At 62.9% G+C, this 23460-nt stretch carries 22 protein-coding genes and 1 tRNA gene; 18 read left to right on the forward strand and 5 right to left on the reverse strand.

Annotation, left to right across the window (positions count from 1 at the left end):
• Nucleotides 1-2 precede the first annotated feature (2 nt).
• The 3 genes from dctP (at nucleotide 3) to ACVJNE_RS17655 (ending at nucleotide 2940) form a co-directional block, all read left to right on the forward strand.
• Nucleotides 3-1052 (forward strand): TRAP transporter substrate-binding protein DctP, encoded by a 1050-nt coding sequence (dctP, locus tag ACVJNE_RS17645; RefSeq protein WP_499567670.1) that lies wholly within the window; start codon nucleotides 3-5, stop codon nucleotides 1050-1052.
• 62 nt (nucleotides 1053-1114) lie between these two features.
• Nucleotides 1115-1627, forward strand: coding sequence for a TRAP transporter small permease subunit (locus tag ACVJNE_RS17650; protein WP_173187538.1), 513 nt, complete (start codon nucleotides 1115-1117; stop codon nucleotides 1625-1627).
• Nucleotides 1624-2940, forward strand: a complete 1317-nt coding sequence (locus tag ACVJNE_RS17655; RefSeq protein WP_499567672.1) for a TRAP transporter large permease — start codon at nucleotides 1624-1626, stop codon at nucleotides 2938-2940. Before ACVJNE_RS17650 ends, ACVJNE_RS17655 begins: the two co-directional genes overlap by 4 nt.
• Before the next feature lie 13 nt (nucleotides 2941-2953).
• Here the strand turns inward: ACVJNE_RS17655 and ACVJNE_RS17660 are convergent, their stop codons facing one another.
• Entirely contained in the window at nucleotides 2954-3724 is a 771-nt protein-coding gene (locus tag ACVJNE_RS17660) for an IclR family transcriptional regulator (protein WP_173187534.1), read from the reverse strand.
• A gap of 144 nt (nucleotides 3725-3868) precedes the next feature.
• On the opposite strand from ACVJNE_RS17660, the gene ACVJNE_RS17665 reads away from it, so the two are divergent.
• The 6 genes from ACVJNE_RS17665 (at nucleotide 3869) to ACVJNE_RS17690 (ending at nucleotide 12492) form a co-directional block, all read left to right on the forward strand.
• On the forward strand, nucleotides 3869-5914 hold the full coding sequence (locus ACVJNE_RS17665) for a hydantoinase/oxoprolinase family protein (RefSeq protein WP_499567674.1): 2046 nt from the start codon (nucleotides 3869-3871) through the stop codon (nucleotides 5912-5914).
• A gap of 12 nt (nucleotides 5915-5926) precedes the next feature.
• Complete coding sequence (locus ACVJNE_RS17670; protein ID WP_499567676.1) at nucleotides 5927-7612, forward strand: hydantoinase B/oxoprolinase family protein; 1686 nt, start codon at nucleotides 5927-5929, stop codon at nucleotides 7610-7612.
• Entirely contained in the window at nucleotides 7609-8943 is a 1335-nt protein-coding gene (locus ACVJNE_RS17675; RefSeq protein WP_499567678.1) for an aspartate aminotransferase family protein, read from the forward strand. The genes ACVJNE_RS17670 and ACVJNE_RS17675 overlap by 4 nt, the downstream gene beginning before the upstream one ends.
• Nucleotides 8940-10232: an aspartate aminotransferase family protein gene (locus ACVJNE_RS17680; RefSeq protein WP_499567680.1), complete on the forward strand. Its 1293-nt coding sequence runs from the start codon at nucleotides 8940-8942 to the stop codon at nucleotides 10230-10232. Before ACVJNE_RS17675 ends, ACVJNE_RS17680 begins: the two co-directional genes overlap by 4 nt.
• A 539-nt stretch (nucleotides 10233-10771) precedes the next feature.
• Nucleotides 10772-12088, forward strand: a complete 1317-nt coding sequence (gene aspS / locus ACVJNE_RS17685; protein WP_499567682.1) for an aspartate--tRNA(Asn) ligase — start codon at nucleotides 10772-10774, stop codon at nucleotides 12086-12088.
• A 170-nt stretch (nucleotides 12089-12258) separates the two neighbouring features.
• The gene (locus ACVJNE_RS17690) at nucleotides 12259-12492 is read left to right on the forward strand and encodes a hypothetical protein (protein WP_499567684.1); all 234 of its coding nucleotides are present in this window, start codon (nucleotides 12259-12261) and stop codon (nucleotides 12490-12492) included.
• On the opposite strand, the gene ACVJNE_RS17695 is transcribed toward ACVJNE_RS17690, so the two are convergent.
• From ACVJNE_RS17695 to ACVJNE_RS17705, 3 genes are all read right to left on the reverse strand, one after another.
• Nucleotides 12463-12539, reverse strand: a tRNA-Arg gene (locus tag ACVJNE_RS17695). The genes ACVJNE_RS17690 and ACVJNE_RS17695 overlap by 30 nt on opposite strands.
• 122 nt (nucleotides 12540-12661) lie before the next feature.
• Nucleotides 12662-14149, reverse strand: a complete 1488-nt coding sequence (locus ACVJNE_RS17700; RefSeq protein ID WP_499567686.1) for a sensor histidine kinase — start codon at nucleotides 14147-14149, stop codon at nucleotides 12662-12664.
• Nucleotides 14150-14166: 17 nt separating this feature from the next.
• Nucleotides 14167-15600: a dihydrolipoyl dehydrogenase family protein gene (locus ACVJNE_RS17705; RefSeq protein WP_499567687.1), complete on the reverse strand. Its 1434-nt coding sequence runs from the start codon at nucleotides 15598-15600 to the stop codon at nucleotides 14167-14169.
• Nucleotides 15601-15904: 304 nt separating this feature from the next.
• On the opposite strand from ACVJNE_RS17705, the gene rpmH reads away from it, so the two are divergent.
• From rpmH to yidC, 3 genes are read left to right on the forward strand one after another with little or no spacing between them, the layout of a single operon-like run.
• Nucleotides 15905-16039, forward strand: coding sequence for a 50S ribosomal protein L34 (gene rpmH / locus ACVJNE_RS17710; RefSeq protein ID WP_011579721.1), 135 nt, complete (start codon nucleotides 15905-15907; stop codon nucleotides 16037-16039).
• 35 nt (nucleotides 16040-16074) lie between these two features.
• Complete coding sequence (rnpA, locus tag ACVJNE_RS17715; protein ID WP_499567792.1) at nucleotides 16075-16407, forward strand: ribonuclease P protein component; 333 nt, start codon at nucleotides 16075-16077, stop codon at nucleotides 16405-16407.
• A gap of 9 nt (nucleotides 16408-16416) precedes the next feature.
• Nucleotides 16417-18252, forward strand: coding sequence for a membrane protein insertase YidC (gene yidC, locus ACVJNE_RS17720; RefSeq protein WP_499567690.1), 1836 nt, complete (start codon nucleotides 16417-16419; stop codon nucleotides 18250-18252).
• 58 nt (nucleotides 18253-18310) lie between these two features.
• Here yidC and ACVJNE_RS17725 read toward each other — a convergent pair whose 3' ends face one another.
• Nucleotides 18311-18955, reverse strand: a complete 645-nt coding sequence (locus ACVJNE_RS17725) for a TetR/AcrR family transcriptional regulator (RefSeq protein ID WP_499567692.1) — start codon at nucleotides 18953-18955, stop codon at nucleotides 18311-18313.
• Between the two features lie 93 nt (nucleotides 18956-19048).
• Between ACVJNE_RS17725 and ACVJNE_RS17730 the strand changes: the two genes are divergently transcribed.
• From ACVJNE_RS17730 to ACVJNE_RS17755, 6 genes are all read left to right on the forward strand, one after another.
• Nucleotides 19049-19888, forward strand: a complete 840-nt coding sequence (locus ACVJNE_RS17730) for a Rossmann-fold NAD(P)-binding domain-containing protein (RefSeq protein ID WP_499567694.1) — start codon at nucleotides 19049-19051, stop codon at nucleotides 19886-19888.
• A gap of 5 nt (nucleotides 19889-19893) precedes the next feature.
• Entirely contained in the window at nucleotides 19894-20379 is a 486-nt protein-coding gene (locus tag ACVJNE_RS17735) for an anthrone oxygenase family protein (RefSeq protein ID WP_499567696.1), read from the forward strand.
• Nucleotides 20380-20482: 103 nt separating this feature from the next.
• Entirely contained in the window at nucleotides 20483-21127 is a 645-nt protein-coding gene (locus ACVJNE_RS17740; protein WP_499567698.1) for a CatB-related O-acetyltransferase, read from the forward strand.
• Nucleotides 21128-21137: 10 nt separating this feature from the next.
• Nucleotides 21138-21794, forward strand: a complete 657-nt coding sequence (yihA, locus tag ACVJNE_RS17745) for a ribosome biogenesis GTP-binding protein YihA/YsxC (protein WP_499567700.1) — start codon at nucleotides 21138-21140, stop codon at nucleotides 21792-21794.
• Nucleotides 21795-21870: 76 nt separating this feature from the next.
• On the forward strand, nucleotides 21871-22146 hold the full coding sequence (locus tag ACVJNE_RS17750; protein ID WP_499567702.1) for a PepSY domain-containing protein: 276 nt from the start codon (nucleotides 21871-21873) through the stop codon (nucleotides 22144-22146).
• A 177-nt stretch (nucleotides 22147-22323) separates the two neighbouring features.
• Nucleotides 22324-23361: a BMP family protein gene (locus ACVJNE_RS17755; RefSeq protein WP_499567704.1), complete on the forward strand. Its 1038-nt coding sequence runs from the start codon at nucleotides 22324-22326 to the stop codon at nucleotides 23359-23361.
• Nucleotides 23362-23460: the final 99 nt, after the last annotated feature.

Raw genomic sequence — 23460 nt, forward strand, 5'->3', positions numbered from 1 at the left:
TGATGTTTGCACGTTTCAGACACCATCTGCGCGCTGTCGTGATGCTCGGGGCCGGTCTTCTTGGCGTATCCGCGGCTTCCGCCCAGGATGCCGTACACTGGCGCATTCAGAGCAACCTCAATGCCGGCGAGCCGGGATACGTGGCGCTCCAGGAGAAGTTCGCGGACCTCGCGACGGAGATGTCAGGCGGACGCATCACGTTTGAAATCTATCCGGTCGGTTCTCTTTTCCCGATCGCCGACGGCCTGGAGGCCGTGGGCGCGGGCGTCACCGAAATGGCGGTTCTGACCGGTGGATATTACGCCGGCAAGCTCGGCCCGATCGCCAGCATCGAGAGCGGCGTGCCTGGCTCGCTGCGCACACCGCTGGAGCGGTTCAACTTCTTCTACAAGCGCGGCTTCCTGGACATCGCACGCGAGGCCTACCAGCCGCACGGCGTGTTCTATCTCGGGCCGCAGCTTTCGCCGGCCTGGGACATCATGTCGACGAAGCCAATCACGTCGCAGGCCGACTTCAACGGCCTGAAGATCCGTGCTTTCGGTCTCGAAGCTGAGTGGTACGAGAAGATGGGCGCCTCGCCGGTCTTTCTGAGCGGCGGCGAAATCTACACCGCCCTGGCCACAGGCGTTCTCGACGCGGCACGCTGGGCAAGCCCCGCCGGCAACATGAACAACTCGTTCCACGAAGTCGCCAAATATTATGTTCAGCCATCGCCAATGCCGGTGCCGAACAACTTCTTTGCGGTCAACAGCCAGGCATGGGATGCGTTGCCCGACGATCTGAAGGCGATCCTTCAGGAGGCTGCCGTCGCGTCCTCGCTTGACTACATTCTCATCAGCATGAACAACGACGCTAAGGCCATGCAGGAAATGCAGGCTGCCGGCGTTGAGATTTCCACCATCCCGGAAGCCGAGTGGCTGGCGATGGAGGCGGAGGCCCGCACGCTTTGGCAGGCCTATGCGGAAGAGAATGAACTGGCCGCTCGTGGCGTGGAGCTTCTCAACGAGTTCCTCCGCGATCTGGGGCGGCTCGACAGCGCAGCCGCCGAATAGGCACGGCTTGCAGCGCGGCCCTGACGAACCCCGTCAGGGCCGCTTTTTCATGACGAGGGACGATGCTGAACACCATCATCAATCTTCTCGAGCGTCTGATCACGGGCATTGGTCGTGTCGTCGCGCTCTTCGTTCTGGCGATCATCGCCATCATGATCTACGAGATGTTTTCGCGCGCCGTGCTTGGCCGTTCCGTGCGTTGGGCCGGCGATGCGAGCACTTGGCTTCTCGTCGCGTTCATCTTCCTGGGTGGCCCATGGGCCATGGCGAAGGGCAACTTTGTGCGGGTCGATGCTGTCTACGAACATTTTTCGCCGCTTGCGAAAGCCATCGTAGACACCGTGGTCTCCACGGCCCTCTTCGCGCTCTTCATCTGGGTGCTGTTGTCCTTCGGTTATGACTTCGCATTGAAGTCGTTTGCCATGGGCGAGCGATCGGCAACCGGCGGCTGGGGCGGGCCGGTATGGCTGCCCAAGGCCATGCTTCCCATCGGCGCTGCGCTGTTGGTGCTGGCGTGGATCCTGAACCTCCTGCGTGGCTGGCGCGACGCGCTTTACGGTCAAGAGGCCGCATGATGATGGCCGACCCCGTACTCACGACGAGCCTGCTTTTCGGCTTCATGCTGCTTTTTCTCATGCTGGGCGTTCCGATCGCTATCGCGCTCGGCGGCATCTCCATCGGCATGATCTACTTCTTCTGGAGCCCGATGGCTCTGAACATGGTGCCTATCCGCGCCTTCTCGACCGCCTCGAGTTTCGAATACGTCGCGATTCCGCTCTTCATCTTCATGGCGGCCATGCTGCAGCGCGCAAGCATCGCGGAAGACCTGTACAACACGATGCAGAAGTTCTTCGGCGGGTTGCGAGGCGGCCTGGCCGTCGGCACCATCGTCATCTGCACCCTGTTTGCCGCTATGGCGGGCATCAGCGGCGCCGCGACCATCTCGATGGGCATGATCGCCATTCCCGCCATGCTGGCCCGCGGCTACGGCAAGGACATCGCACTCGGCTCGATCGCCGCCGGTGGCTCGCTGGGCATCCTGATCCCGCCGAGTGTGACGATGATCGTATACGGCATCGTCGCAAACACCTCGATCGGCAAGCTTTACGCCGGCGGCCTTCTGCCCGGCCTGCTGATTTCAGCACTTTTCATCGCCTACCTCATCATCCGCGGCTGGCTCCAGCCGGAAATCAGCGGTGGTCGCGAGATGACGCGATATTCGTTGCGGGAGAAACTCGTCAGCCTCAAAGGCTTGGTGCTGCCTGTGCTGCTCATCGTCGGCGTCATGGGTTCCATCCTGACCGGCATCGCCAGCGTGTCGGAGGCCAGTGCAATCGGCGCTGCCGGATCGATCCTGGCGGCGGCGGTGCTGCGGCGTCTCGATTGGTCGGTGCTGCGGCAGGCCTGCGAGGAGACGCTGCAGCTTAGCTGCATGATCTTCTGGATCATCATTGGCGCGACGGCGCTGTCGACCTTCTATACCGCGATGGGCGCATCCCGCTTGATCGAGGGTCTCGTGCTGGACCTGGAGGTGAACCGATGGCTCATTCTCGTCGGCATGCTGTCGATCCTGTTCATCATGGGCATGATGCTCGATACCGTGGGCATCATCATGATCACCGCGCCGATCTTCGTGCCGATCATCACCGCGCTCGGCTTCGATCCGGTCTGGTTCGGCATTCTCTTCATCATCATGATGGAGATCGGCTTCCTAACGCCGCCCTTCGGCTACAACCTCTTCTATCTGCGAGGCGTCTCGCCGCCAGAGGTGCGCATGACCGATATCTACCGGTCGGTCGTTCCGTTCATCGCGTTGATGCTGGTTGCGGTCGCCATATGCATGGTTTTCCCGCAGATTATCCTCGTGCTGCCGAACGCGATGTTCTGAACCGGCCGCCCCGTCAGTCGGCGCGCAGCGTGGAGACCATCGTACTCAGTCGCTGCGCCGCCGCCTTCATGGGCTCCAGCCAGAACTCGGCCGGCTGCTTGCGCAATCGCGTGACCGGGCCGGTGATGCCGATGGCATAGACCACGCCCACGTTGTCAACGGGAACCGGACAGGCATATGCCATGATGTTCTCGTCGATCTCGCGGTCACAGATCGCGTAGCCGGTCTGTCTGACCTTCTCGAACTCGGCGAGCACTTCGTCTCGAGAGGTGTGCGTGAAAGGCGTGAGTCGCTCAAGCGGTTCCGTTAGATATGCGTCGAGCATGGAACTGTCCTGATAGGCAAGAATCGCCTTGGCCGATGCAGCGGCGTGCGCCGGCAGGTGGTCGCCCGGAAGGACATGCAGCCGATGCCCCTGATCGGGTGCCGACCGCGCGATTGAAAGAACCCCCGTACGGTCGAGGCGCACGACGTAAGCCGTTTCGCCGAACCGCGCGGCAAGGTCGTCGACGACGAGTTGGGCGAACGCGCTGGCCTTGTCGCGGTCGACGCCGAGGTGAAGCATGCGCCACATGCGCGCGCCGATCCGGAACGTCTTGTACCATGTGTCGTCGCTGGCAAGGATGCCGAGATCGACCAGCGTGCGCACCAGGCGATGCGCCGTCGGCTTCGGCAGCCCTGTCAGCTGAGCGATGTCGGTAAGCGTCAGTCCGTCGTGGGAAGCCGCGACGATTTCGACGATCTGGAAATAGCGCTCGATCGGCCCCGATCCGTTGGTCGCCACTCAAACCTCCTGCCTGTTCGCCACGTTCCAATGCACTGCGAAGCACACAACTACAAGCCGACACCGGCTTGACAAAGTCGCGCCTCGTCGATTGAATATCATTTATTGAAACTATATTCCATAAAATGAGATTTAGAGGGCTGGATGAGTGTTAGCGTTGGTGTCGATGTGGGCGGCACATTCACGGACTTCCTGATGCTGGACTCGGCCACCGGCCGATTCGCGACGGCCAAGGTGCCGACCACGGTCGACGACCGATCCAGGGGCTTCCTTCAAGGCATCGACGAACTCGGCGTTCCCGCCGATGCCATCAACTGGCTCGTGCACGGCACCACGGCCGGCACCAATGCGGTCCTGGAGCGAAAGGGTGCACGCGCCGGCCTCATAACGACACGCGGATTCCGCGACGTCCTCGAGCTTGGGCGCCGCACCCGTCCGAACGCATACGGCCTGTCCGGCAATTTCAAGCCTCTTATCGAGCGCAGGCTGCGCCTGGAGGCGACCGAGCGGATGGATGCTCAGGGCCGTGTCGTCACGCCATTGAGTGAAAGCGACGTGCGTGCCGCTGTGCAGCAGCTCATCGATGAGGGTGCGGAATCGCTCGTCATCCATTTCCTCCATTCCTATGTGAACGACGAACATGAAGCCGCTGCAGCGCGAATCGCGCGAGAGATGTGGCCGAACGAGCACGTAATCGCCGGCCACGAGATCGTTCGCGAGATGCGCGAGTTCGAGCGAGGCAGCACGGCCGCGATCCACGCGTCCATCAGTCCTATCGTCAGCCAGTACATCCAGCGCGTCGCGAGCAGCCTCAAGGACAAGGGGTTTCGAAACGAACTGCTCGTCATGCAGGCGAATGGCGGCATGATGTCTTCCGCCCTCGTTGCCAGCCATGCCGCGCACACCGTCATGTCAGGCCCTGCGGGAGGCGTCCTAGCGTCCGCAGAAATCGCGAAAGCGGCCGGCTTCGCCAACATCATCACTGGCGACATGGGCGGCACCAGCTTCGACGTGGCGCTCGTTGTCGGCGGCAAGCCGGTCATCACTGCTGAGAAGGATCTCGCCTATGCGGTGCCGATCCGCATTCCGATGATCGACATGCACACGGTCGGCGCCGGCGGCGGCAGCCTCGCGCACATCGACAAGGCTGGCATGCTGCGTGTTGGACCTGAAAGCGCCGGTTCGTTCCCCGGCCCCATCGGCTATGACCGTGGCGGCGAGCGCGTGACGATCACCGACGCGAACTTCTTCCTCGGCCGGCTCAATCCGGGCTCCGTTACGGGCTCCAGCAAGCCGGCACCGATCGCCCGCATCGAAGCGGCGCTTTCGGAGCAGATCGGCAAGCCGCTCGGGCTTAACGCGACCGCCGCGGCTTCGGCGATCATCGACGTGGCGATCGCCGAACTCGCTGGTGCCATCCGTCTCATTTCGATCGAGAAAGGCCATGATCCGCGCGATTTCGCGCTGATGCCGTTCGGGGGCGCAGGGCCGTTGCACGCTATCGCCATCGCCCGCGAGCTTGGCATACCGCGGGTTCTCGTTCCGCGCTTCCCGGGGCTGACTTCGGCGCTCGGATGCGTGCTTGCGGATGTGCGGCACGATTTCGTGCAGACGGTCAACCTGCCGATGCGCGGCATCGATGGCAATGCCGTCGTGGCGATCATGCGCCAGCAGGCCGCCGATGGGCGCGCGCTTCTGGCCGAGGAGAGCGTCGATGTGGGTCAGGTCGACGTGGTCCACGAGTTCGATCTGCTGTTCAAGGGGCAGTCGCATGTGCTGCGGGTCGAGATGAAGGGGGAGGCGTTCGACGCCGATGCCGTGCTCGACGAGTTCGTCAGGGCCTACAAGCAGCGCTTCGACCTCGAACTGCCGGAGATGGTGCCGGTTCTCGCCAATGTCCGCACGACGGTGATCGGGCAGCGTGAAAAAGTCGACCTCTCGATATTCCGTCCCTCCGAGGGTACGCTAGCGTCAGCCGAAACGGGCACGCGCGATGTCTACTTCGACGGCGAATGGCGAAAGGCCCGCATCTACGATCGCGATTCCCTGCCGCTGGGCGCGGTCATCGAAGGCCCGGCCATCGTCGAGCAGTCCGACTCCACGCTGGTGCTTGATCCTGGCACCACTTCCCGCGTCGACGAATACGGCAACATCGTTGTCGCCATCGACCAGACCCCGGCCGCGAACTGAACAGGAAACAGCATGCTGAACCACCAGCAGGCCGCAAAGCTCGGCCAGTCCATCGATCCCGTCACCCTCACCGTCATCGAAAAGGGCCTGCAACAGGTCTGCTCGGAGATGGATCTGGTGCACGAGAAGACATCGTTTTCGCCCGTCATCTCGGAAGCATTCGACCGCTCGAACGGCATTTACGGACTGGGCGACGGCCGCATGATCGCACAGGGAGAACTTGGCCTGCCGATCTTCCTCGGCGTGATGCAGGAAACGACCCGCTGCGTTATCGAGGCGCGCGACGATCTTGAGGACGGCGACGTCATTCTCGTCAACGACCCCTATCTTGGCGGCACCCATCTGATGGACGTGAAGATGGTGCGTCCCTTCTACTACCGTGGCAAGCTGTGGTGCTATCTGTCCAACACCGGTCACTGGCCGGACACGGGCGGCATGGTGCCCGGCGGCTTCAACAGCACCGCCACGGAAATCCATCAGGAAGGTCTGCGAATCCCGCCGGTCAAGCTGGTCCGGCGCGGCAGGATGGAAGACGATCTGGTCCAGATGGTCCTCGCCAATATCCGCGTTGCCGAAGAACGGATCGGCGACATCAAGGCGCAGATTGCAGCGCTGACGGCTGGCGCCCGTCGCCTCACGACGCTGCTCGACCGCTACGGTCAGGATGTCGTCGAAGCCGCAATTGCCGAGCTCGAGCGTCGCTCCGAGCGCATGATGCGCGCCCATATCGACACCATCCCGGATGGCACATACGAGGCGAGCGCCTTCATGGACAGTGACGGCGTCGTCAATGAGCCGCTCGAGATCGCGGTCTCCGTCAAGGTGGACGGAAGCGATATCGAGTTCGATTTCTCCCGGTCGAGCCCGCCGTGCCAGGGCCCGTTGAACTCTGTCTGGGCGACGACGCTTTCGGCAGTCTACGTCGCGCTCAAACACATATTCCCCGACGTGCCGATGAATGCCGGCTGCTTCGAGCCCATCGTCGTCCACAAGCCGCTCGGCACTTTCATCCATGCCGAATACCCGCGTCCCGTTGCGGGCTGCGCCGCCGAGGTGTCGCAGCGCGTCATGGAGGCGGTGTTCCTGGCGCTTGCCAAGGCGATCCCCGACCGGCTGTTTGCTGCGCCGGCCGGTACAAGCGGCAATCTCAGCCTTGGCGGACATGACCCGGAAACGGGCGAGAACTACATCATGTATTACTTCTCGGGCGGCGGCTACGGCGGCTGGTGGAACGGTGACGGCCTGACCAACGGCTGCTCGACCATCGGCATTTCCAAGAGCCAGCCGGTCGAGATCCTCGAGCAGCGCTATCCGCTCCTTTTCGAGAGCTATGCCCTGCGCGAGGGATCGGGCGGCGCCGGCCGTTTCCGCGGCGGCTTCGGCGTCAGCTACAAGTTGCGGCTGTTGCGGGGCCACGGCAAGGCATCGTTCCTTATGGAACACGGACGTTTCGGCCCTCCCGGCATACTCGGTGGCGAAGCGGGTGCGCCGAACCGCATCTCGATTTCCCAGAAGGGAAGGGCGATCGAGCCTGAACACATCTCGAAGGGCGAGGATTTCGTGCTTGGCCCTGGTGACACCATCGAGGTGAACACGCCGGGCGGCGGAGGCTATGGCCTTCAGGCGGAAAGGGACTTCGAGGCCAATGCCGACGACCGCCTCCAGGCCTATTACCCTGATCATGCGGGGGCTGCATGAGCGCCATCCTGCACCGCAAGACGGGCACGGTTCCGCCGGCCGTCGCGCAGGCGGACGGATTGTGGGTTACGGACAGCGATGGCCGCCGCTATCTCGACGCGGTATCGGGCGGTGCGGCTGTGTCGGCCATTGGTCATCGTGACGAGCGGGTACGCGATGCGATCCTGCGCCAGTTCGACGCCGTCTCCTATGCCCACGGCTCGTTCTTCACGAGTGAGCCGGCGGAAGAGCTTGCCGCCTATCTGGTCGGGCAGGCGCCTGCGGGGCTGTCGAAGGTTGTCTTCTGTTCGGGTGGTTCGGAAGCGGTCGAAACGGCTCTGAAGCTTGCCCGCCAGTATTGGGTCGAGCGCGGCGAACCCGGCCGTGGCAAGATCATCGCGCGCCGTCAGAGCTATCACGGGGCAACGCTGGGGGCTCTTTCCGTCGGCGGAAACCTCCCGCGCCGAGCGCTCTACGAGCCGCTGCTGTTCGAGGCCGAGCTGATCGCGCCATGCTACGCCTATCGCGAGCGCCGCGAGGACGAGACCGAACGGGACTACGGGTTGCGCGCCGCGGCCGAGCTTGAGGACGCGATACTGCGTCTCGGCCCCGAGACGGTTGCGGCCTTCATCGCCGAGCCGGTCGTTGGCGCGACGCTTGGTTGCGCGCCGGCCGTCGACGGTTATCTGAGCGAGGTGCGTGCGATCTGCGACCGCTACGGCGTTCTTCTGATCCTCGACGAGATCATGTGCGGCAGCGGGCGAACCGGCTACCGGTTCGCCTTCGAGGAGGACGGCGTCGTCCCCGACATCGTGACTGTCGCGAAGGGGCTGGGCGGCGGCTTCGTGCCGATGGGTGCCACGCTGGTCCATGACAGGATCGCAGACGCCATCGCTGCCGGTTCGGGGGCTCTCGCGCATGGCTTCACCTATATGGGCCACGCGCTCGCCTGCGCGGCCGCCCTGGCTGTCCAGCGCGCCATTGATGAAGATGAGCTGGTTGCGGCAGCCGCGGCGAGCGGTACAGCGCTGAGGCGCATGCTCGAAGCGTCGCTGGGTCAGCACCGGCATGTCGGCGACATTCGCGGGCGCGGGCTGTTTATCGGGATAGAGCTCGTTGCGGATCGCGAGACCAAAGCGCCCTTCGACCCGGCCGCGAAGCTGCATGCCGTGGTGAAGGCATCGGCCATGGAGAACGGCCTGATGATCTACCCCTCGGGTGGCACGATAGACGGACGGGCTGGCGACCACATTCTCCTCGCGCCGGCGCTCAACGCACGCGAGGACGAACTCGCCGAGATCGTGGCCCGCCTTGGCAGGTCGCTCGATGATGCACTGGAGACGCTGAAATGAAGGCCGCCGGTAGACTGGACGACCTGCGTGAGGCGTATGTCCGCAAGCACCCGGAAAGCCGCGCGCGTCACGAGCGCGCGCAGGCATGGATGCCCGGCGGTAATACCCGCAGCGTCCTGCATTTCGATCCGTTCCCGCTCGTCATCGCGTCGGGCAAGGCGGACATGCTTACCGATGTCGACGGCTACGAATATATCGATTGCGCCGGGGAGTTCTCGGCGGGTCTCTATGGCCACAGCGACCCGGTCATCGTGGCTGCTCTGCACGAGGTGCTGGACAACGGGCTCGTCCTTTCGGGTCCGAACACCGCCGAGAGCGAACTGGCCGAACTGTTGTGCCGGCGCTTTCCTTCGCTGGAGCGGCTGAGATTCTGCAATTCCGGTACCGAGGCCAATCTCTTTGCGCTGCTGACGGCGATCAACGCAACTGGCCGCAAGCGTGTCCTCGTATTCGAGGATGCCTATCATGGCGGCGTTCTCACCTTCGCGGGCGGCGGCAGCCCGATGAACGTGCCGTTCGATTTCGTCACGGCATCTTTCAACGACATCGAATCGACACGCGCCAGCGTGAAACGGCATGAAGACGACCTTGCCGCCATTCTGGTCGAGCCGCTGCTAGGTGCGGCCGGCAACATCCCGGCCGAAGCGGCGTTTCTGGCGATGCTGCGCGAGGAGGCGACCCGCTGCGGCGCGGTGCTCATTTTTGATGAGGTGAAGACTTCGCGCCTCGGGCGCGCTGGCCTGCAAGGTCACTACGGTGTCGTGCCCGACATGACGACCCTCGGCAAATATCTCGGCGCGGGCCTGTGCTTTGGCGCGTTCGGCGGCTCGAAGGCCCTGATGGACCGTTTCGATCCGCGCCTGCCGGGCGCGCTGAAACATGCGGGCACCTTCAACAACAACATCATGTCGATGAGCGGAGGGCTTGCGGGCCTGCGCTCGAGCTTCACACCCGACGCCGCCGATGCGTTCCTTCAGCGCACCGAGGCTTTCCGCGCGACGGTGAATGCACGGCTGGCACAGGCGGGCCTCGATGTGTGCCTCAGCGGCATCGGGTCGATACTCAGCCTCCATATCGGTGCGCAGCCGCCCATGAAGGTTGCCCAGATACACCCGCAAACGATGCTGCTGAGGCAACTCGTTCACCTGAACTGCCTGGAACGCGGCCTCCTCCTGACACCGCGCGGCGACATCTTCCTGTCATTGCCGATGAACGAGGCCCGCCTTGGCGAGATCGCGGAAATCCTGGTGAATGCCGTAATCCAGGAAAGCCCTGCCTTGGCGATTTGAGGTGCACCCTCGGCTTGGTCGTCGGTCGATGTAGCAGGACGGCACGGCCGGAAACCAGTCTGCACGCCGCATCCAGCGTCCCAGCGCCGTCGAGCGCTAAAGCTCTACGCGCCCGGGCCGCCTGCAGAACGGCACCCTGGCCGGCGTCTCCGCACCAGTATTGAGTACTGTCTCATCATTCTACGGCTGCGATTGAGAAAATGGCGCGCCGTGCCGGTCGAAGACGAGCAATATGTCTACGCGATAGCCCTCTAGCCGTGTGTCCGATTGCGACCCCTGTGCTGCCGTTCAGTGCCTGAAAACTACTCCCCAAGAGCAGCCACGCATTGAGGTTGATGGTTTACACTTCCTCGTGGTTGGGATTAAAGTCGCGCCATGAGTATGCTGCGCCACACTGTCGTCAATAATAGCGGCCCCTCTGGGGTCGTGGATGTCGTGTGCGCGTTCTAGCGTAGCTCACTTTTCACCACAGCCCTGCCGGTTTCGGAAGGGCTGAAGGATTTGGCTTCTCCGTTCCGGCTTTTGTCCCGGAGAAAGTCATGTCCGATACTTTACCCTCAAGCCGCTCCCTCGTTCTCGATTTGCCTCTCTGCATCGGGAAGCGCGTAACACTGCATGGGTTCGCCGAAGCCATTCGCGACCAGAAGAGCATGCGCTTTATCATCCTACGCGACCCGACCGGCAAGGTTCAGCTCACCCACAGCAAGGACCACGCGGTCCTGACAGCGACCCTTGACGCTTTAACTCCCGAAAGCGCATTGATCGCCACCGGCACGGTCGTCGTCGCTCCCGCCGTCAAGCTCGGCGGCCTTGAGGTCGTGCTCGAAAGCGTCGACATCTGCGCACTGGCTGATGCCCAACTGCCTATCGCGCGCGATTCCGGCCTCGAAAAATGGATGGACCACCGACAGGTGAGTCTGCGCTATCCCGAGCAGCAATTGATCTTCGCCGTGCAGACGACGCTGGAAGAGGCGATGCGTGCATTCTGGAAGCAGCATGGCTTCCGGGAAATCCACTCGCCCAAGCTAATGGGCATGGCCAGCGAGTCCGGCTCCGAGGTTTTCCCCGTCAAATATTTTGACACCACGGCTTTCCTCGCCCAGTCGCCGCAATTCTATAAGCAGATGGCCATCGCTGGCGGCATGGAAAAAGTGTTTGAGATCGGCCCGGTGTTCCGCGCCGAACCTTCGTTCACCTCCCGACACGAAACCGAGTTCACTTCCATCGACATGGAAATCGCTTGGATCGAGGACCATTATCAATTGATGGAGTTTGAGGAGCAGTGGCTAGCGCATGCTATCGGCACGGTGGCCGAAGTTCATGGGCCAGAAATCGAGGTGCTTTTCGGCATAAAGATTATCCCGCCGGTGCTGCCCTTCCCGAGGGTCACGTTTAACGAGGCCAACGAGATACTCGCCGGGCGCGGCCATGTCCCCACCCGGCAGGATGACCTGGATGCGGAAGGCGAACGTATGCTGTGCGAACACATGGCCACCGAGACGGGTCATGAGTTCGTCTTCATCACCGATTATCCGGCCAACGGCCGCGCCTTCTATCATATGCGTCACAAGGATCGACCAGACCTCACGAGAGGCTTCGATTTGCTTTGGCGCGGCCTTGAGATAACTACCGGCGCGCAGCGCGAACATCGCCACGATCGCCTCGGGGCCCAGGCCGAAGAACGCGGAATGCGGCTGGACAGCTTGTCCGACTATCTTGACTTCTTTCGCTACGGCTGCCCGCCGCACGGCGGAATGGGCGTGGGTCTCGGACGCATCCTCATGCGCCTGCTGAACGCCACCAGCATCAGGGAAGTCACCCTGCTCAGCCGCACACCTAAACGGCTCCGACCCTGACAGCAGCATAAATTACTTGGCGGCGTGCCGCTCCGGCACGTCGTCTCCAACTGCAGAGTGGAAGGTCTGCTAGTTGACCGAGTTGATCCACAAGCGGTTGGTCGGCTTTCCACTCCAAAACGGTCCGCGGGATGCCGATCGTAGGTAGTGTTGTGGCGTAGATTGAGCGGGTGCAGGATACCGTGGCGAGCGATTGGCGGTGGCGCACCGTCCCGGTCGAAGGCGATCAATATCTCTACGCTCTAGCTCAGCGCGTTGAAGTTGCCGAGAAGGAGGTCAGAATTATCGGATCGAAGTCCGAGCTGCTGCAAACTCTGGTCGCAGCATCGGGCGCAGAATCGGCGGTGGCTGGCGTTCGCGGTTCTGTACTGAAGTGGCGCGCCCGAAAGGATTCGAACCTCTGACCCCCAGATTCGTAGTCTGGTGCTCTATCCAGCTGAGCTACGGGCGCGCAATGGGCCGGAAGACCGGCCAAAACCGCAACGACAGTTGATCGCCGCGTTTCGTGCGGCGTTCCTAGCCACTCATCGCGAGAATTGCAAGCGGCGCGTCGCAAAACTTTCATCGGATTGTTCAGGCCGGACGCCGCAGCGCATCGCGGGCTGCGTCGAGGTCGACAGGCTGGTCGGGAATGGTGATCGAAAAGACGGTGCGGCCGCCGCGGCTCTCCATCAGTTCAAGTGTGCCGCCATGGGCGCGCACCAGCTCATGGGCGATCGCCAGGCCAAGCCCCGTGCCGCCGCTGCGCGCCGAACCACGAAACGCGGTAAACAGGTGTTCTCGGGCCTTGGGCGGAAGGCCGGGACCGGTATCCTCGACGAGTATCCGGCATATCGTGCCGGCCCGCTCCGCACTCACCGAAAGGCGCCGCACCAGCGTTCCTTCCTGCTCGCCGGACATCGCCTGAATGGCATTGCGCGACAGGTTCGAAAGAACCCGGAAGAGCTGCTCGGAATCGGCGTCGATCTCGAAATCAGGCTCAACCGCGTTGACGAATTCGATTCCGGCGTCCGGATCGATGCCGAGCAGTTCGTTGACTTCGTCGACCAGTTGCCGCAGCCGAAGCCGCCTGCGGGCCGGCGGCGCTTCCTGTGTGCGGCCATATGAGAGCACACCGTTCGAATAGGACACCGCCCGGTCCAGCGCGCGCACGAGCCTTGGTGCGACACGCTGCGCGGTCGGGTCCATCACCTTCGCCAGCCTGTCCGACATCAACTGCGCGGCAGCGAGCATGTTGCGCATGTCATGGTTGATCTTGGAAACGGCGAGACCCAGATCTGCCAGATGCTTCTGCTCACCGAGCGTGCGCTGGAGCTGGCTCTGCATGGCGGCGAGTTCTCGCTCGGCAACGCCGATTTCATCCTCGCGGGCGTCCGGCCGGATGATCCGGGCGGGGTCGTCCGGAGCCTCGGCGAACTCCAGCATCGAGCGCGTCATGGTGCGGATCGGGCGGATCATGATGCGGTTGATGGCATAGAAGACCAGCATGGCCGTGCTCAGCGACAGGACCAGCGACAGAACGGCGACGTTGCGCGCATAGACAAGAAGAGCGTTGCGAAGCTGGGTGTCGCCGATCAGGAGTTCAAACTCGGTGTCGCTTTCGCCCACCGGCCCAAACACGCGCAGAACGCGGTTGCCGCCGAACAGGGCGGTGTAGATCGCCTCCTGCATGGCCATCAGCGGAGGCGTGTTGGCGAGGTCGACATGCACATCCACCTGCGGCGGCATCGCCGTCACCACCAGAAGCTGGGACGCACCCTCGGCACGCACAGCCACAGCCTTGGCGCCGAGCGCGATCAGCACGTCATCCTGCACCTCGCGGGACAGGCTTTCGGGATCGCTCTCCATCAATACGATGCCCACGGCAGCAGCCGTCGCAAGGCGCTCCTCAAGCCAGCGCAGCCGGAAATTCGCGATAGACGGCAGGAAGATCAGCACCTCCGCCAGCAGCACGAACAGGATCGTCAGCAGCAGCAGCTTGGTCGAAAGACCGCGTGACAGCGGCACCTGCTGTCCGGCGCGGCTCTGTTCTGTCTGGTCCGTGTCGCCGTTGAGCGGCAAACCAATCTCCCTATCGCCTAGCCGGAGCCGCGCACCATGCCTGTCAGCCGTCCCACAATCGACCGACGGGCTTTGTCTGCAAAATATCCCGAGGCCGCCTGTTTGCCAATTTCCCCGAATGATGGGTAGACGGGCAGATAGGATGACATGTCGTCTGCGGTAAGGCCTCTGGCCAGGGCCAGCGTCCAGACGCCGATCAGTTCATTTGCCTCGGACCCGACCATTGTCACGCCCAGGATGCGTCCGGGGTCGTCGCAGATGACCTTGACGAAGCCGCCGGTGCTGCCTTCGGCCTGTGCCCGGTCATTGTCTGCATAGGCGGAGCGCAGCACGCGGATCGACTTGTGCTGGCGGCGTGCCACGGTCTCGGTGAGGCCGACGCTGGCCAATGCTGGCTCCGTCGCGATCACGTGCGGCAGGAGCAGTTCGTTTGCCTGCGCCGTGCCTTTGCCAAGGATGGCATCCAGCACGATTTCGGCCTGGCGGGCGGCCGCATGGATCGACTGTTGTCCTCCCGTCACGTCGCCGATCGCGTAAACCTTGCGGTTGGTCGTGCGCATCCGGTCGGAGACCTTGATGCCGTTCTCGTCGAAGCCGATGCCGGCCTTTTCGAGGTCGAGTTCCTCGGTCGCGGGACGGATATCCGGAAGTACGAGAAGCTGCGTGCCGTCGACGATCTCTTCGCCTCCGGTCTCGCTCCAAACGTAAAGGCGCACGCCGCTTCGGCCTTTTCGCTCGATCCGGATGGCGGTGGCGCTTTCGCGGATGTCGAGGCCCTCGGCCCGCAGCTCGCGCAACAGGATCGATGCAGCCTCCGGATCCTGCAGGGCAAGCGAGACGGGTGTGCCGACGACTGTGACCTGAGATCCGAGCCTGGTGAATGCCTGTGCCAGTTCAAGCGTGGCATGGCCTCCGCCGGTGATCAGCAGGCGGGCAGGGCGCCGCGTCAGGGCGAAGATCGTCTCGACCGTCAGGCAGCCAACCTCGTCGAGGCCGGCGACCGGTGGCATTTCCGGTTGTGCCCCGGTGGCCACGACAAAATGCCGCGCTCTGACTTCGAATGCGCCGGCCTCGGCTGTCCGCCGGTCCCTGAAGCGCGCGTGAGCGGAAACAATGTGCACCCCCAAGGCGCCAAGCCGCTCGTCGGACATGTCCGGGGCGGTTGCAGCCGCTGCGTTGCGTACATGGCGCATCACATGGCGGAAATCGATCTCCGCTTCGCCGCCCGTGACGCCGAAATGGCGCGCGCGCCGTATCGCATGCGCATGAGCCGCTGCCGCACAAAACGCGCGGACGGCCACGCCTGGATGGCGGGCATGGGCGTCCTGTGCGCCGGCGGTGCCCACGAGTACGACTGTTGCACCGGCTGCCACCGCCCTCGCGGCGAGCGCGCGGCCGGCTGCGCCCGCGCCGATGACACAGATTTCGGGTTTGAGAATCTGGGTGGTCAAGGGGCTGGACTTGTCCTTTCGGGCATTGTTCCGCATACCCGCCGGATACGGCTGGCGGCACTTTGCGACCCCTGCGCGTTCTTACGATGGAGCGACGGCTCGCTGCAAGTATCGGCAATGGACTAAGCTGCCGCCGGATGCCGGTGCGCATTATTGACACGATCACGGCACATCCCTATAAGCCCGCTCACGCTCGGACCCAAGGTCCGGCGCAGCCTTGTGCTGTGCATGAACCGGTCGGGCGAACGCTCCTGCTCATACAGAGACAGATCCAAGAAGGGCCGCACCCCGCGGTATTAAACAAATGAAGCGCACCTACCAACCCTCGAAGCTTGTTCGCAAGCGCCGTCACGGTTTCCGTGCACGCATGGCCACCAAGGGCGGCCGTGGCGTGATCGCCGCCCGCCGCAATCGCGGTCGCAAGCGGCTGTCGGCCTGACGTGGCCGCAGGCCGGACAGTTGTCGAACCGGCCGATCGGCACATCACCCGGGCGCCTGAAGAAGCGCTCGGAATTTCTGGCTGTCCGGCGGGGCGAGAAGCGCCGCGGGCGGCTGTTTTTGCTTGAGGTTCTCGATCGCGCGGATGACGCGCCGCCCCGCTTCGGACTGACGGTTACGAAGAAAGTCGGGAACGCTGCGGTAAGAAACCGCATCAGAAGGCGGCTGAAAGAGGCCGCGCGCGTCCATGCCGGTGGTGACATGTCGCCCGGCAACGACTATGTGATCGTCGGGCGGCGCGAGGTGCTGACAGTCCCCTTCGACGAGCTCAAGCACGAACTTTCCCGCAGGATACGCGGCGCGCGGTAAGGGAACCGTATGGAAAACAATCGTAACTTCTTCATCACGATCGCGCTTTCCGTGCTGATTCTGGTGCTTTGGCAGGTGTTCTACATGAACCCGCGCATCGAGGCGCAGCGTGAGGCGGCGCGCATCGAAGCCGAACAGCAGGGGCAGGCGCAGCAATCGACCACGCCACAGGCGGGCCAGCCTTCCACGGCCGGCAGTACCGATCTGCCGGGTGGCGAGGCCCCCACCACGGGCGTGCCGGGTGCCGGCAGCGCGGTGCCGGCCGGAGCGAGCCGTGCCGACGCGGTCGCGTCTTCGGGCCGCGTGGCCATCGATACGCCCCGCATTTCCGGTTCGCTCAACCTGACCGGCGCACGGATCGACGATCTGATCCTCAAGGATTATCGCACCACCGTCGAGCGCAACTCGCCAAACATCGAGTTGCTGAACCCGGCGGCGATGGCAGATGGCTATTATGCCGAGGTCGGTTATATCGGCAACGAGCGGGTGGGCTCTTTGCCCGGTCCCGACACGGTCTGGACGGTGGAAGGCGAGCCGACGCTGACCCCCGACACGCCTGTGACGCTGACCTACACCAACGACCGCGGACTGACCTTCGCGCGCACCGTCGCCGTCGACAACAACTACCTTTTCACGGTCTCCGATACCGTGACCAATGAAAGCGGAGAGGCGGTCTCGCTTTCGAACTATGGGCGCGTCTCCCGCATCGGCACTCCGAACATCGAAGGGTTCTTCATTCTGCACGAGGGCCTGATCGGCGTCACCGGCGAGGAAGGCCTGCAGGAGATCAAGTACAGCAATCTTGCCGAGGAACGTCAGATCGTGCCGGGCAAGTCGCAGGACGGCTGGCTTGGCATCACAGATAAATACTGGGCGGTTGCGATGGTGCCCTCCGGGGCTCAGCCCTTCCAGCCGCGCTACGCCTATTTCGACGATGGCCGAGTCCGCTTCCAGGCCGACTATCTGACCGACCCGTTGGTGGTACAGCCCGGCCAGTCGCAGACTGTCGAAACGCTGGTCTTCGCCGGCGCGAAGGAAACCGGTCTCATCGACACCTACGAGGCCGACCGCCAGATTCGCCAATTCGACCTGTTGATCGATTGGGGCTGGTTCTACTTCATCACCAAGCCGATGTTTTATCTCATCGACTGGCTGTTCAGGGTGCTCGGCAATTTCGGCCTCGCCATCCTGGCCACCACCGTCATCGTGAAAGCGATCTTCTTCCCGCTCGCCAACAAGTCGTACAAGTCGATGGCGAACATGAAGAAGATGCAGCCGAAGATGCTGGAAATCCGCGAAAAATACGCGGACGACCGGATGAAGCAGCAGCAGGCGATGATGGAGCTCTACAAGACCGAGAAGATCAATCCGATCGCGGGCTGCTGGCCCGTGCTTATCCAGATCCCCGTCTTCTTCGCGCTCTACAAGGTGCTCTACGTCACCATCGAGATGCGGCATGCGCCGTTCTTCGGCTGGATTCGCGATCTCTCGGCGCCCGATCCCACGTCCGTGTTCAACCTGTTCGGCCTGCTGCCTTACGACGTTCCTTCGTTCCTGATGATCGGCGTATGGCCTCTGATCATGGGCGTCACCATGTTCCTGCAGATGCGCATGAACCCGACGCCGCCCGATCCGACACAGGCGATGATCTTCAACTGGATGCCGGTGGTCTTCACCTTCATGCTGGCGACATTCCCGGCCGGCCTCGTGATCTACTGGGCATGGAACAACACGCTCTCGATCATCCAGCAGGGCGTGATCATGAAACGCCAGGGCGCCAAGATCGAGTTGTGGGACAATCTGATGGGCTTGTTCCGAAAGAAACCGAGTCAACCGGCGGAATAGCCGGCTGCCCAACTACCAACGGCCCGCCTTGCGCGGGCCGTTTTCGTTTCGATGCCAGTCAGAGCGCGGACAGTTCCCGGTCCGCCATCCGCTTGAAACCATCGACGATCGTGCGTCCTTCATCGGGCGGCATTTGCAACGCCATGCGCATCGTTGCCTCGCCAAGATGCATGATCAGGAAGGCGGAGGTTGAGACCGTCTCGGCGTCGGCATTGGGCTTGAGCGTCATGATGGCTTCGGCGAGCAGCGCACCGTTACGACGGCTTTCGGCGAGTTCCAGCGCGGCCAGCGACTTGTCGGTCTGCATCGCCCCCCAGATGTCCCGCATGACCGGTTCGGCGAGGAAGATCGCGTAGTACTCGTCGATCAAATCGGCGAACGAGCTGCGCAAAGCCATCATTTCCCGCGCGCCGGCCAGCCCGTCCTCGATGCACTGGCGGCTTTCCGCATGAGTGCGCTCCGCCAGCACCCGAACGATCGACGCCTTGTCTGGGAAGAACTGATAGAGCGAGCCGATCGGAACCCCCGCACGTGCAGCGATGTCGCTCATCTTCATGGCATCGCTGCCGCCTTGCGTAATCAGTTCCTTTGCCGCCTCCAGCATGCGCTCGTAACGCTCGCGGCTGCGCTTCTGTACCGGCTCGCGCCGCGGCGCGGGCGCCTCGGCCGCGGCGCCATTCTCCGACAGTCGGCCATCTATCATGAGTGGTCCTCATATTTTGCTTGACGCCCATAATACGAGGATGTATCACGTTTGCAAATGCGAGGAGTACTCATATTGTGAAGGAGAGATCAAATGAGTGGCATCAATACAGGCAGCGGTCCGGTTCTGTTGATCGGGGGACGGGGCAAGACGGGCAGTCGCGTGGCCGATGCTCTGGAGGCTAAGGGGATAGCGGTCCGACTGGGCTCCCGATCCGCCACGCCGTCTTTCGACTGGCACGACGCAAGCACGTGGCCTGCGGCAATAGAGGGCGCAAGCGCGGCCTACATTACCTATTATCCAGACGTCACGGTTCCCGGCGCCGTTGAGGCGATCGAAGCTTTCGTCCGGCTTGCGCTTGATAGCGGCCTGCGTCGTCTCGTCTTGCTGTCGGGTCGTGGTGAAGAGGAGGCGATCCGTGCCGAACAGGTGCTCATAGGCTCCGGAGCGGACTGGACGGTGGTGCGCGCATCGTGGTTCATGCAGAACTTCAGCGAGAGCTTCCTCGCGGAGGGCGTCGTTTCGGGGGAAGTTGTCTTCGCCGCCGATGCTGTGCGCGAGCCCTTTGTCGATGTCGAGGATATCGCCGACGTGGTCGTGGAAGCTCTCATCGGTGACGGCCACGTGGGGCAGATCTATGAAGTGACCGGCCCGCGCCTCATGACCTTCGCGGAGGCTGTCGCGGAAATCGCGGAAGTGACCGAGCGGCAGATCCTCTACGTTCCACTCAGTGTCGATGACTATGCGGAGGGCCTCAGACAAGCAGGCGTCCCGGACGGATATATCGATCTGCTGGTGATGCTCACCCGCGAGGTTCTAGACGGCCGTAACGAGAGCCTGTCCGACGGTGTGCGCCGGGCGCTCGGCCGCGAACCGCGCGACTTCCGCGACTACGCGCGTGCCGCCGCGGCATCCGGCGTCTGGAAAGGATGAATGCCATGAGCCCGATCATATATTCGACCACGGTGGCCGCCGCGCTCGGCGCGGGCCTGATGGGCGGCTTCTTCTTCGCATTCTCCAATCTCGTCATGCCTTCGCTGCGGCGGCTAACGCCGCAGGCCGGCATCGAGGCTATGCAGGTCATCAACGAGGTCGTGCTGAACCCGTTTTTCTTTCTCGGCTTCTTCGGCACGGCGCTTCTGGCGGTGGTTCTGGTAGCTTTCGCGGCCATGAACTTTGCCGGGTCCGGCATGCCATGGCTGCTTGCCGCAGGCATAGCCTATCTGGCCGGGGTGATCCTGGTCACCGTGTTCTTCAACGTGCCGATGAACAACGCCCTGGCCGCGGTCGATCCGTCGAGCGCTGCCGGCGCAGCCTTGTGGGCCGACTATCTCGATCGCTGGACGATGTGGAACCATGTCCGCACGGTCGGAGGGCTGGTTTCCAGCGGCGCCTTCATCCTCGCCGTAAGGGCCGCCGCATGACGAGACGCAAGGCGCGGTAGCCCTCTTTGTTGCCGTGCCTTGCTCTCGGACTGGTCGCGATGGATTATTGCTCTGCGATCTGCAGCAGGATTGGAGAGCGTTCATGGAAGGAATTGGCCCAAGACCCGAGATCAAGCATCCCATCCCGATGCACCCGCGCGTCGGCTTTCTCAAGCCACTCATCAATCGGCCCAATATCGAGATCGGAGACTTCACCTACTACGACGATCCCGACGGGCCCGACGCCTTTGCCGAGAAGTGCGTATTGCATCATTACGAGTTCATCGGCGACAGGCTGGTGATCGGCAGGTTCACGGCGATTGCCGAAGGAGCGCGCTTCATCATGAACGGCGCAAACCACGCCATGTCGGGTTTCTCGACCTATCCCTTCAACATCTTCGGCGGGGGATGGGAAGAAGGCTTCGACGAAACGACCTGGGAGCGCGAGCTGCGCGGCGACACGGTGATCGGCAACGATGTGTGGATCGGCATGGAGGCCGTGCTGATGCCGGGCGTGACGATCGGCGACGGCGCCATCGTCGCGGCCCGCTCGGTTGTCACGCACGACGTGCCACCCTACGCCATCGTCGCCGGCAATGCGGCGCGCGTCGTCAAGATGCGCTTCGACAAGCAGACGGTTCGTCGCCTTCTCTCTGTGGCCTGGTGGGATTGGCCGGTTGACAAGATCACCCGCAACCTTGATGCCATCCGCGGCGCCGACATTGATCGGCTCGAACGGTCGACATAAGGGAAGCGCGATGAACAACGATGCCGAGGACGCGACGCGCGACCTGTTCTCGCGCCCATGGGTTTTCATCCGCGGCGTTCCCTCGATGAAGTTCCTGCCACCGGAAGGGCCGGCGGAGATCGCGTTTGCTGGCCGGTCGAATGTCGGCAAGTCCTCGCTCATCAATGCGCTCGTCAGCAAGAAGGGCCTTGCGCGCACCTCGAACACGCCCGGCCGTACCCAGGAACTCAACTATTTCGTGCCCGACGGCTTCTCCGGAGAAAAGGGAGACCTGCCGCCAATGGCGCTCGTCGACATGCCGGGTTACGGCTACGCCAAGGCGCCCAAGGCACAGGTGGATGCCTGGACGAAGCTCGTCTTCGACTATCTCAAGGGGCGAGTGACGCTGAAGCGCGTCTATCTGCTGATCGACGCGCGCCACGGCGTCAAGAAGAATGACGAGGAGGTCATGGACCTGCTCGACAAGGCCGCCGTGTCCTATCAGATCGTCTTGACCAAGGCGGACAAGATCAAGGCGGCCGGCGTGCCGCGCCTCATAGAGGAGACGGCCGCGAAAGTGCGCAAGCGGCCCGCGGCCTACCCCGCGATCATCGCGACGTCGTCGGAAAAGGGCGAGGGGATGGACGAGTTGCGCGCGGCCGTCGCACTTGCGGTGGCTGGAGGCTGAGCGTCCTTCCGCCGCACGTTGCCCGGACCGTGCGTGCGCCTATATCCGATTGGTGTTCAATCGAAAGGATATCGCCATGCGCATCACTCCCCTCATCGTTGCCCTCACAGCCTCGCCACTCGTCGCCGTTACCGCAATGGCTGACTCTCATTGCGGTAACGTGCCGCAAGCAGACTGGATGAGCGTCGCCGAGGTTGCGACAGCGGTTACCGAGGCCGGATATGAGGTGCGGGAGGTGGAGCGGGACGATGGCTGCTTTGAAATCAAGGCCGTCGATGCGCAAGGCCAGCGGTTCGACCTCGACGTCAATCCGGGCACCGGCGAAATCGTCGGGAGCGACCGCGACGACTGATCGGCGGCATCGCAGAACCTTGCCTGTACGGCGTCGGGAAACCGGCGCCGTTTTTTCTGTGTCTTGAGGCGATCCAGCAGCGTCCGGCGTTGTCGGCCCTGGCAATATCGCATAGCCTCGACCGAATAATAAAAGACGGGATTCCAACAGAGTTTCGCGCCAGCCAGAGGTGGTTCAATGTCAAGATTTCCCAGCCAGTACAGAACTTTGCCCGTATCGCGCCGTTCCCTGCTCAAAACCGCAGGCGCGGGTGCCGCGCTCGGTCTCGCCGGAACCTTGCCGTCGCGGCTCTTCGCGCAGGAGCCGCTCAAGGTCGCGGCCGTCTACACCGTGCCGACCGAGCAGCAGTGGGTGAGCCGTATTCACCTTGCCGCCAATGCCGCAAAGGACCGCGGCGACATCGAATATGTCTATTCGGAAAACACCGCAAACAACGACTATGAGCGCGTGATGCGCGAATATTGCGAGGCCGGCCACAAGCTGATCCTCGGCGAGGTGTTCGGTGTCGAGGATGCGGCGCGCGACGTTGCCCGCGACTATCCGGACGTCGCCTTCCTGATGGGCTCCAGCTTCAAGGAAGACCCGTCGGTGCCGAACTTCGCGCCGTTCGACAATTACATTCAGGATGCGTCCTACCTGACCGGGCTGATCGCGGGCGCCATGTCGCAGACCAAGAATTTCGGCATGGTCGGCGGCTACCCGATACCGGAGGTCAACCGGCTGATGCATGCCTTCATGGCCGGTGTGCGCGAGGTGGCGGCCGACGCGAAGTTCCAGGTCGCCTTCATCGGTTCGTGGTTCGACCCGCCGAAAGCTAAGGAAACCGCCTTCGCCCAGATCGATGCCGGCGCGGATGTCATGTATGCCGAGCGCTTCGGCGTATCGGATGCCGCACAGGAGCGCGGTATCCTCGCCATCGGAAATGTCATCGACACCCAGGCCGACTATCCGGAGACGGTTGTGGCTTCGGCGATCTGGCATTTCGAGCCGACGCTCGACAAGGCGATCGAGCAGGTGAAGGCCGGCAGCTTCACCGCGGCCGATTACGGGGTCTATTCCTTCATGAAGGAAGGTGGCTGCTCGCTCGCACCGCTGGGTACTTTCGAAGACAAGGTGCCTGCCGAAGTGAAGTCGCTGGTGGCCGAAAAGGAAGCCGCCATCAAGGATGGAAGTTTCACGGTCGAGATCAACGACGAAGAGCCGAAATCGAGCTGATTGTCGCACTGCCTTCTGTCCGGTCGCGGGCAGAAGGCAGATGTGGCTTTGCGCCTGTCGTAGGCACGTAGTGCCGCCTTCCTGAATGACTTTCCCAAC

The organism is Mesorhizobium sp. DxT (assembly GCF_058448885.1).

What these genes read in the sequence shown, in the direction of transcription:
- ACVJNE_RS17725 (WP_499567692.1), bottom strand. Translation starts at nt 18,955, where the DNA reads ATGATAGATGGCCGACTGTCGGAGAATGGCGCCGCGGCCGAGGCGCCC.
- aspS (WP_499567682.1), top strand. Translation starts at nt 10,772, where the DNA reads ATGTCCGATACTTTACCCTCAAGCCGCTCCCTCGTTCTCGATTTGCCT.
- ACVJNE_RS17655 (WP_499567672.1), top strand. Translation starts at nt 1,624, where the DNA reads ATGATGATGGCCGACCCCGTACTCACGACGAGCCTGCTTTTCGGCTTC.
- rpmH (WP_011579721.1), top strand. Translation starts at nt 15,905, where the DNA reads ATGAAGCGCACCTACCAACCCTCGAAGCTTGTTCGCAAGCGCCGTCAC.
- ACVJNE_RS17740 (WP_499567698.1), top strand. Translation starts at nt 20,483, where the DNA reads ATGGAAGGAATTGGCCCAAGACCCGAGATCAAGCATCCCATCCCGATG.
- ACVJNE_RS17750 (WP_499567702.1), top strand. Translation starts at nt 21,871, where the DNA reads ATGCGCATCACTCCCCTCATCGTTGCCCTCACAGCCTCGCCACTCGTC.
- ACVJNE_RS17680 (WP_499567680.1), top strand. Translation starts at nt 8,940, where the DNA reads ATGAAGGCCGCCGGTAGACTGGACGACCTGCGTGAGGCGTATGTCCGC.
- yidC (WP_499567690.1), top strand. Translation starts at nt 16,417, where the DNA reads ATGGAAAACAATCGTAACTTCTTCATCACGATCGCGCTTTCCGTGCTG.
- ACVJNE_RS17755 (WP_499567704.1), top strand. Translation starts at nt 22,324, where the DNA reads ATGTCAAGATTTCCCAGCCAGTACAGAACTTTGCCCGTATCGCGCCGT.
- ACVJNE_RS17735 (WP_499567696.1), top strand. Translation starts at nt 19,894, where the DNA reads ATGAGCCCGATCATATATTCGACCACGGTGGCCGCCGCGCTCGGCGCG.
- ACVJNE_RS17665 (WP_499567674.1), top strand. Translation starts at nt 3,869, where the DNA reads ATGAGTGTTAGCGTTGGTGTCGATGTGGGCGGCACATTCACGGACTTC.
- ACVJNE_RS17730 (WP_499567694.1), top strand. Translation starts at nt 19,049, where the DNA reads ATGAGTGGCATCAATACAGGCAGCGGTCCGGTTCTGTTGATCGGGGGA.
- ACVJNE_RS17650 (WP_173187538.1), top strand. Translation starts at nt 1,115, where the DNA reads ATGCTGAACACCATCATCAATCTTCTCGAGCGTCTGATCACGGGCATT.
- yihA (WP_499567700.1), top strand. Translation starts at nt 21,138, where the DNA reads ATGAACAACGATGCCGAGGACGCGACGCGCGACCTGTTCTCGCGCCCA.
- ACVJNE_RS17675 (WP_499567678.1), top strand. Translation starts at nt 7,609, where the DNA reads ATGAGCGCCATCCTGCACCGCAAGACGGGCACGGTTCCGCCGGCCGTC.
- dctP (WP_499567670.1), top strand. Translation starts at nt 3, where the DNA reads ATGTTTGCACGTTTCAGACACCATCTGCGCGCTGTCGTGATGCTCGGG.
- ACVJNE_RS17670 (WP_499567676.1), top strand. Translation starts at nt 5,927, where the DNA reads ATGCTGAACCACCAGCAGGCCGCAAAGCTCGGCCAGTCCATCGATCCC.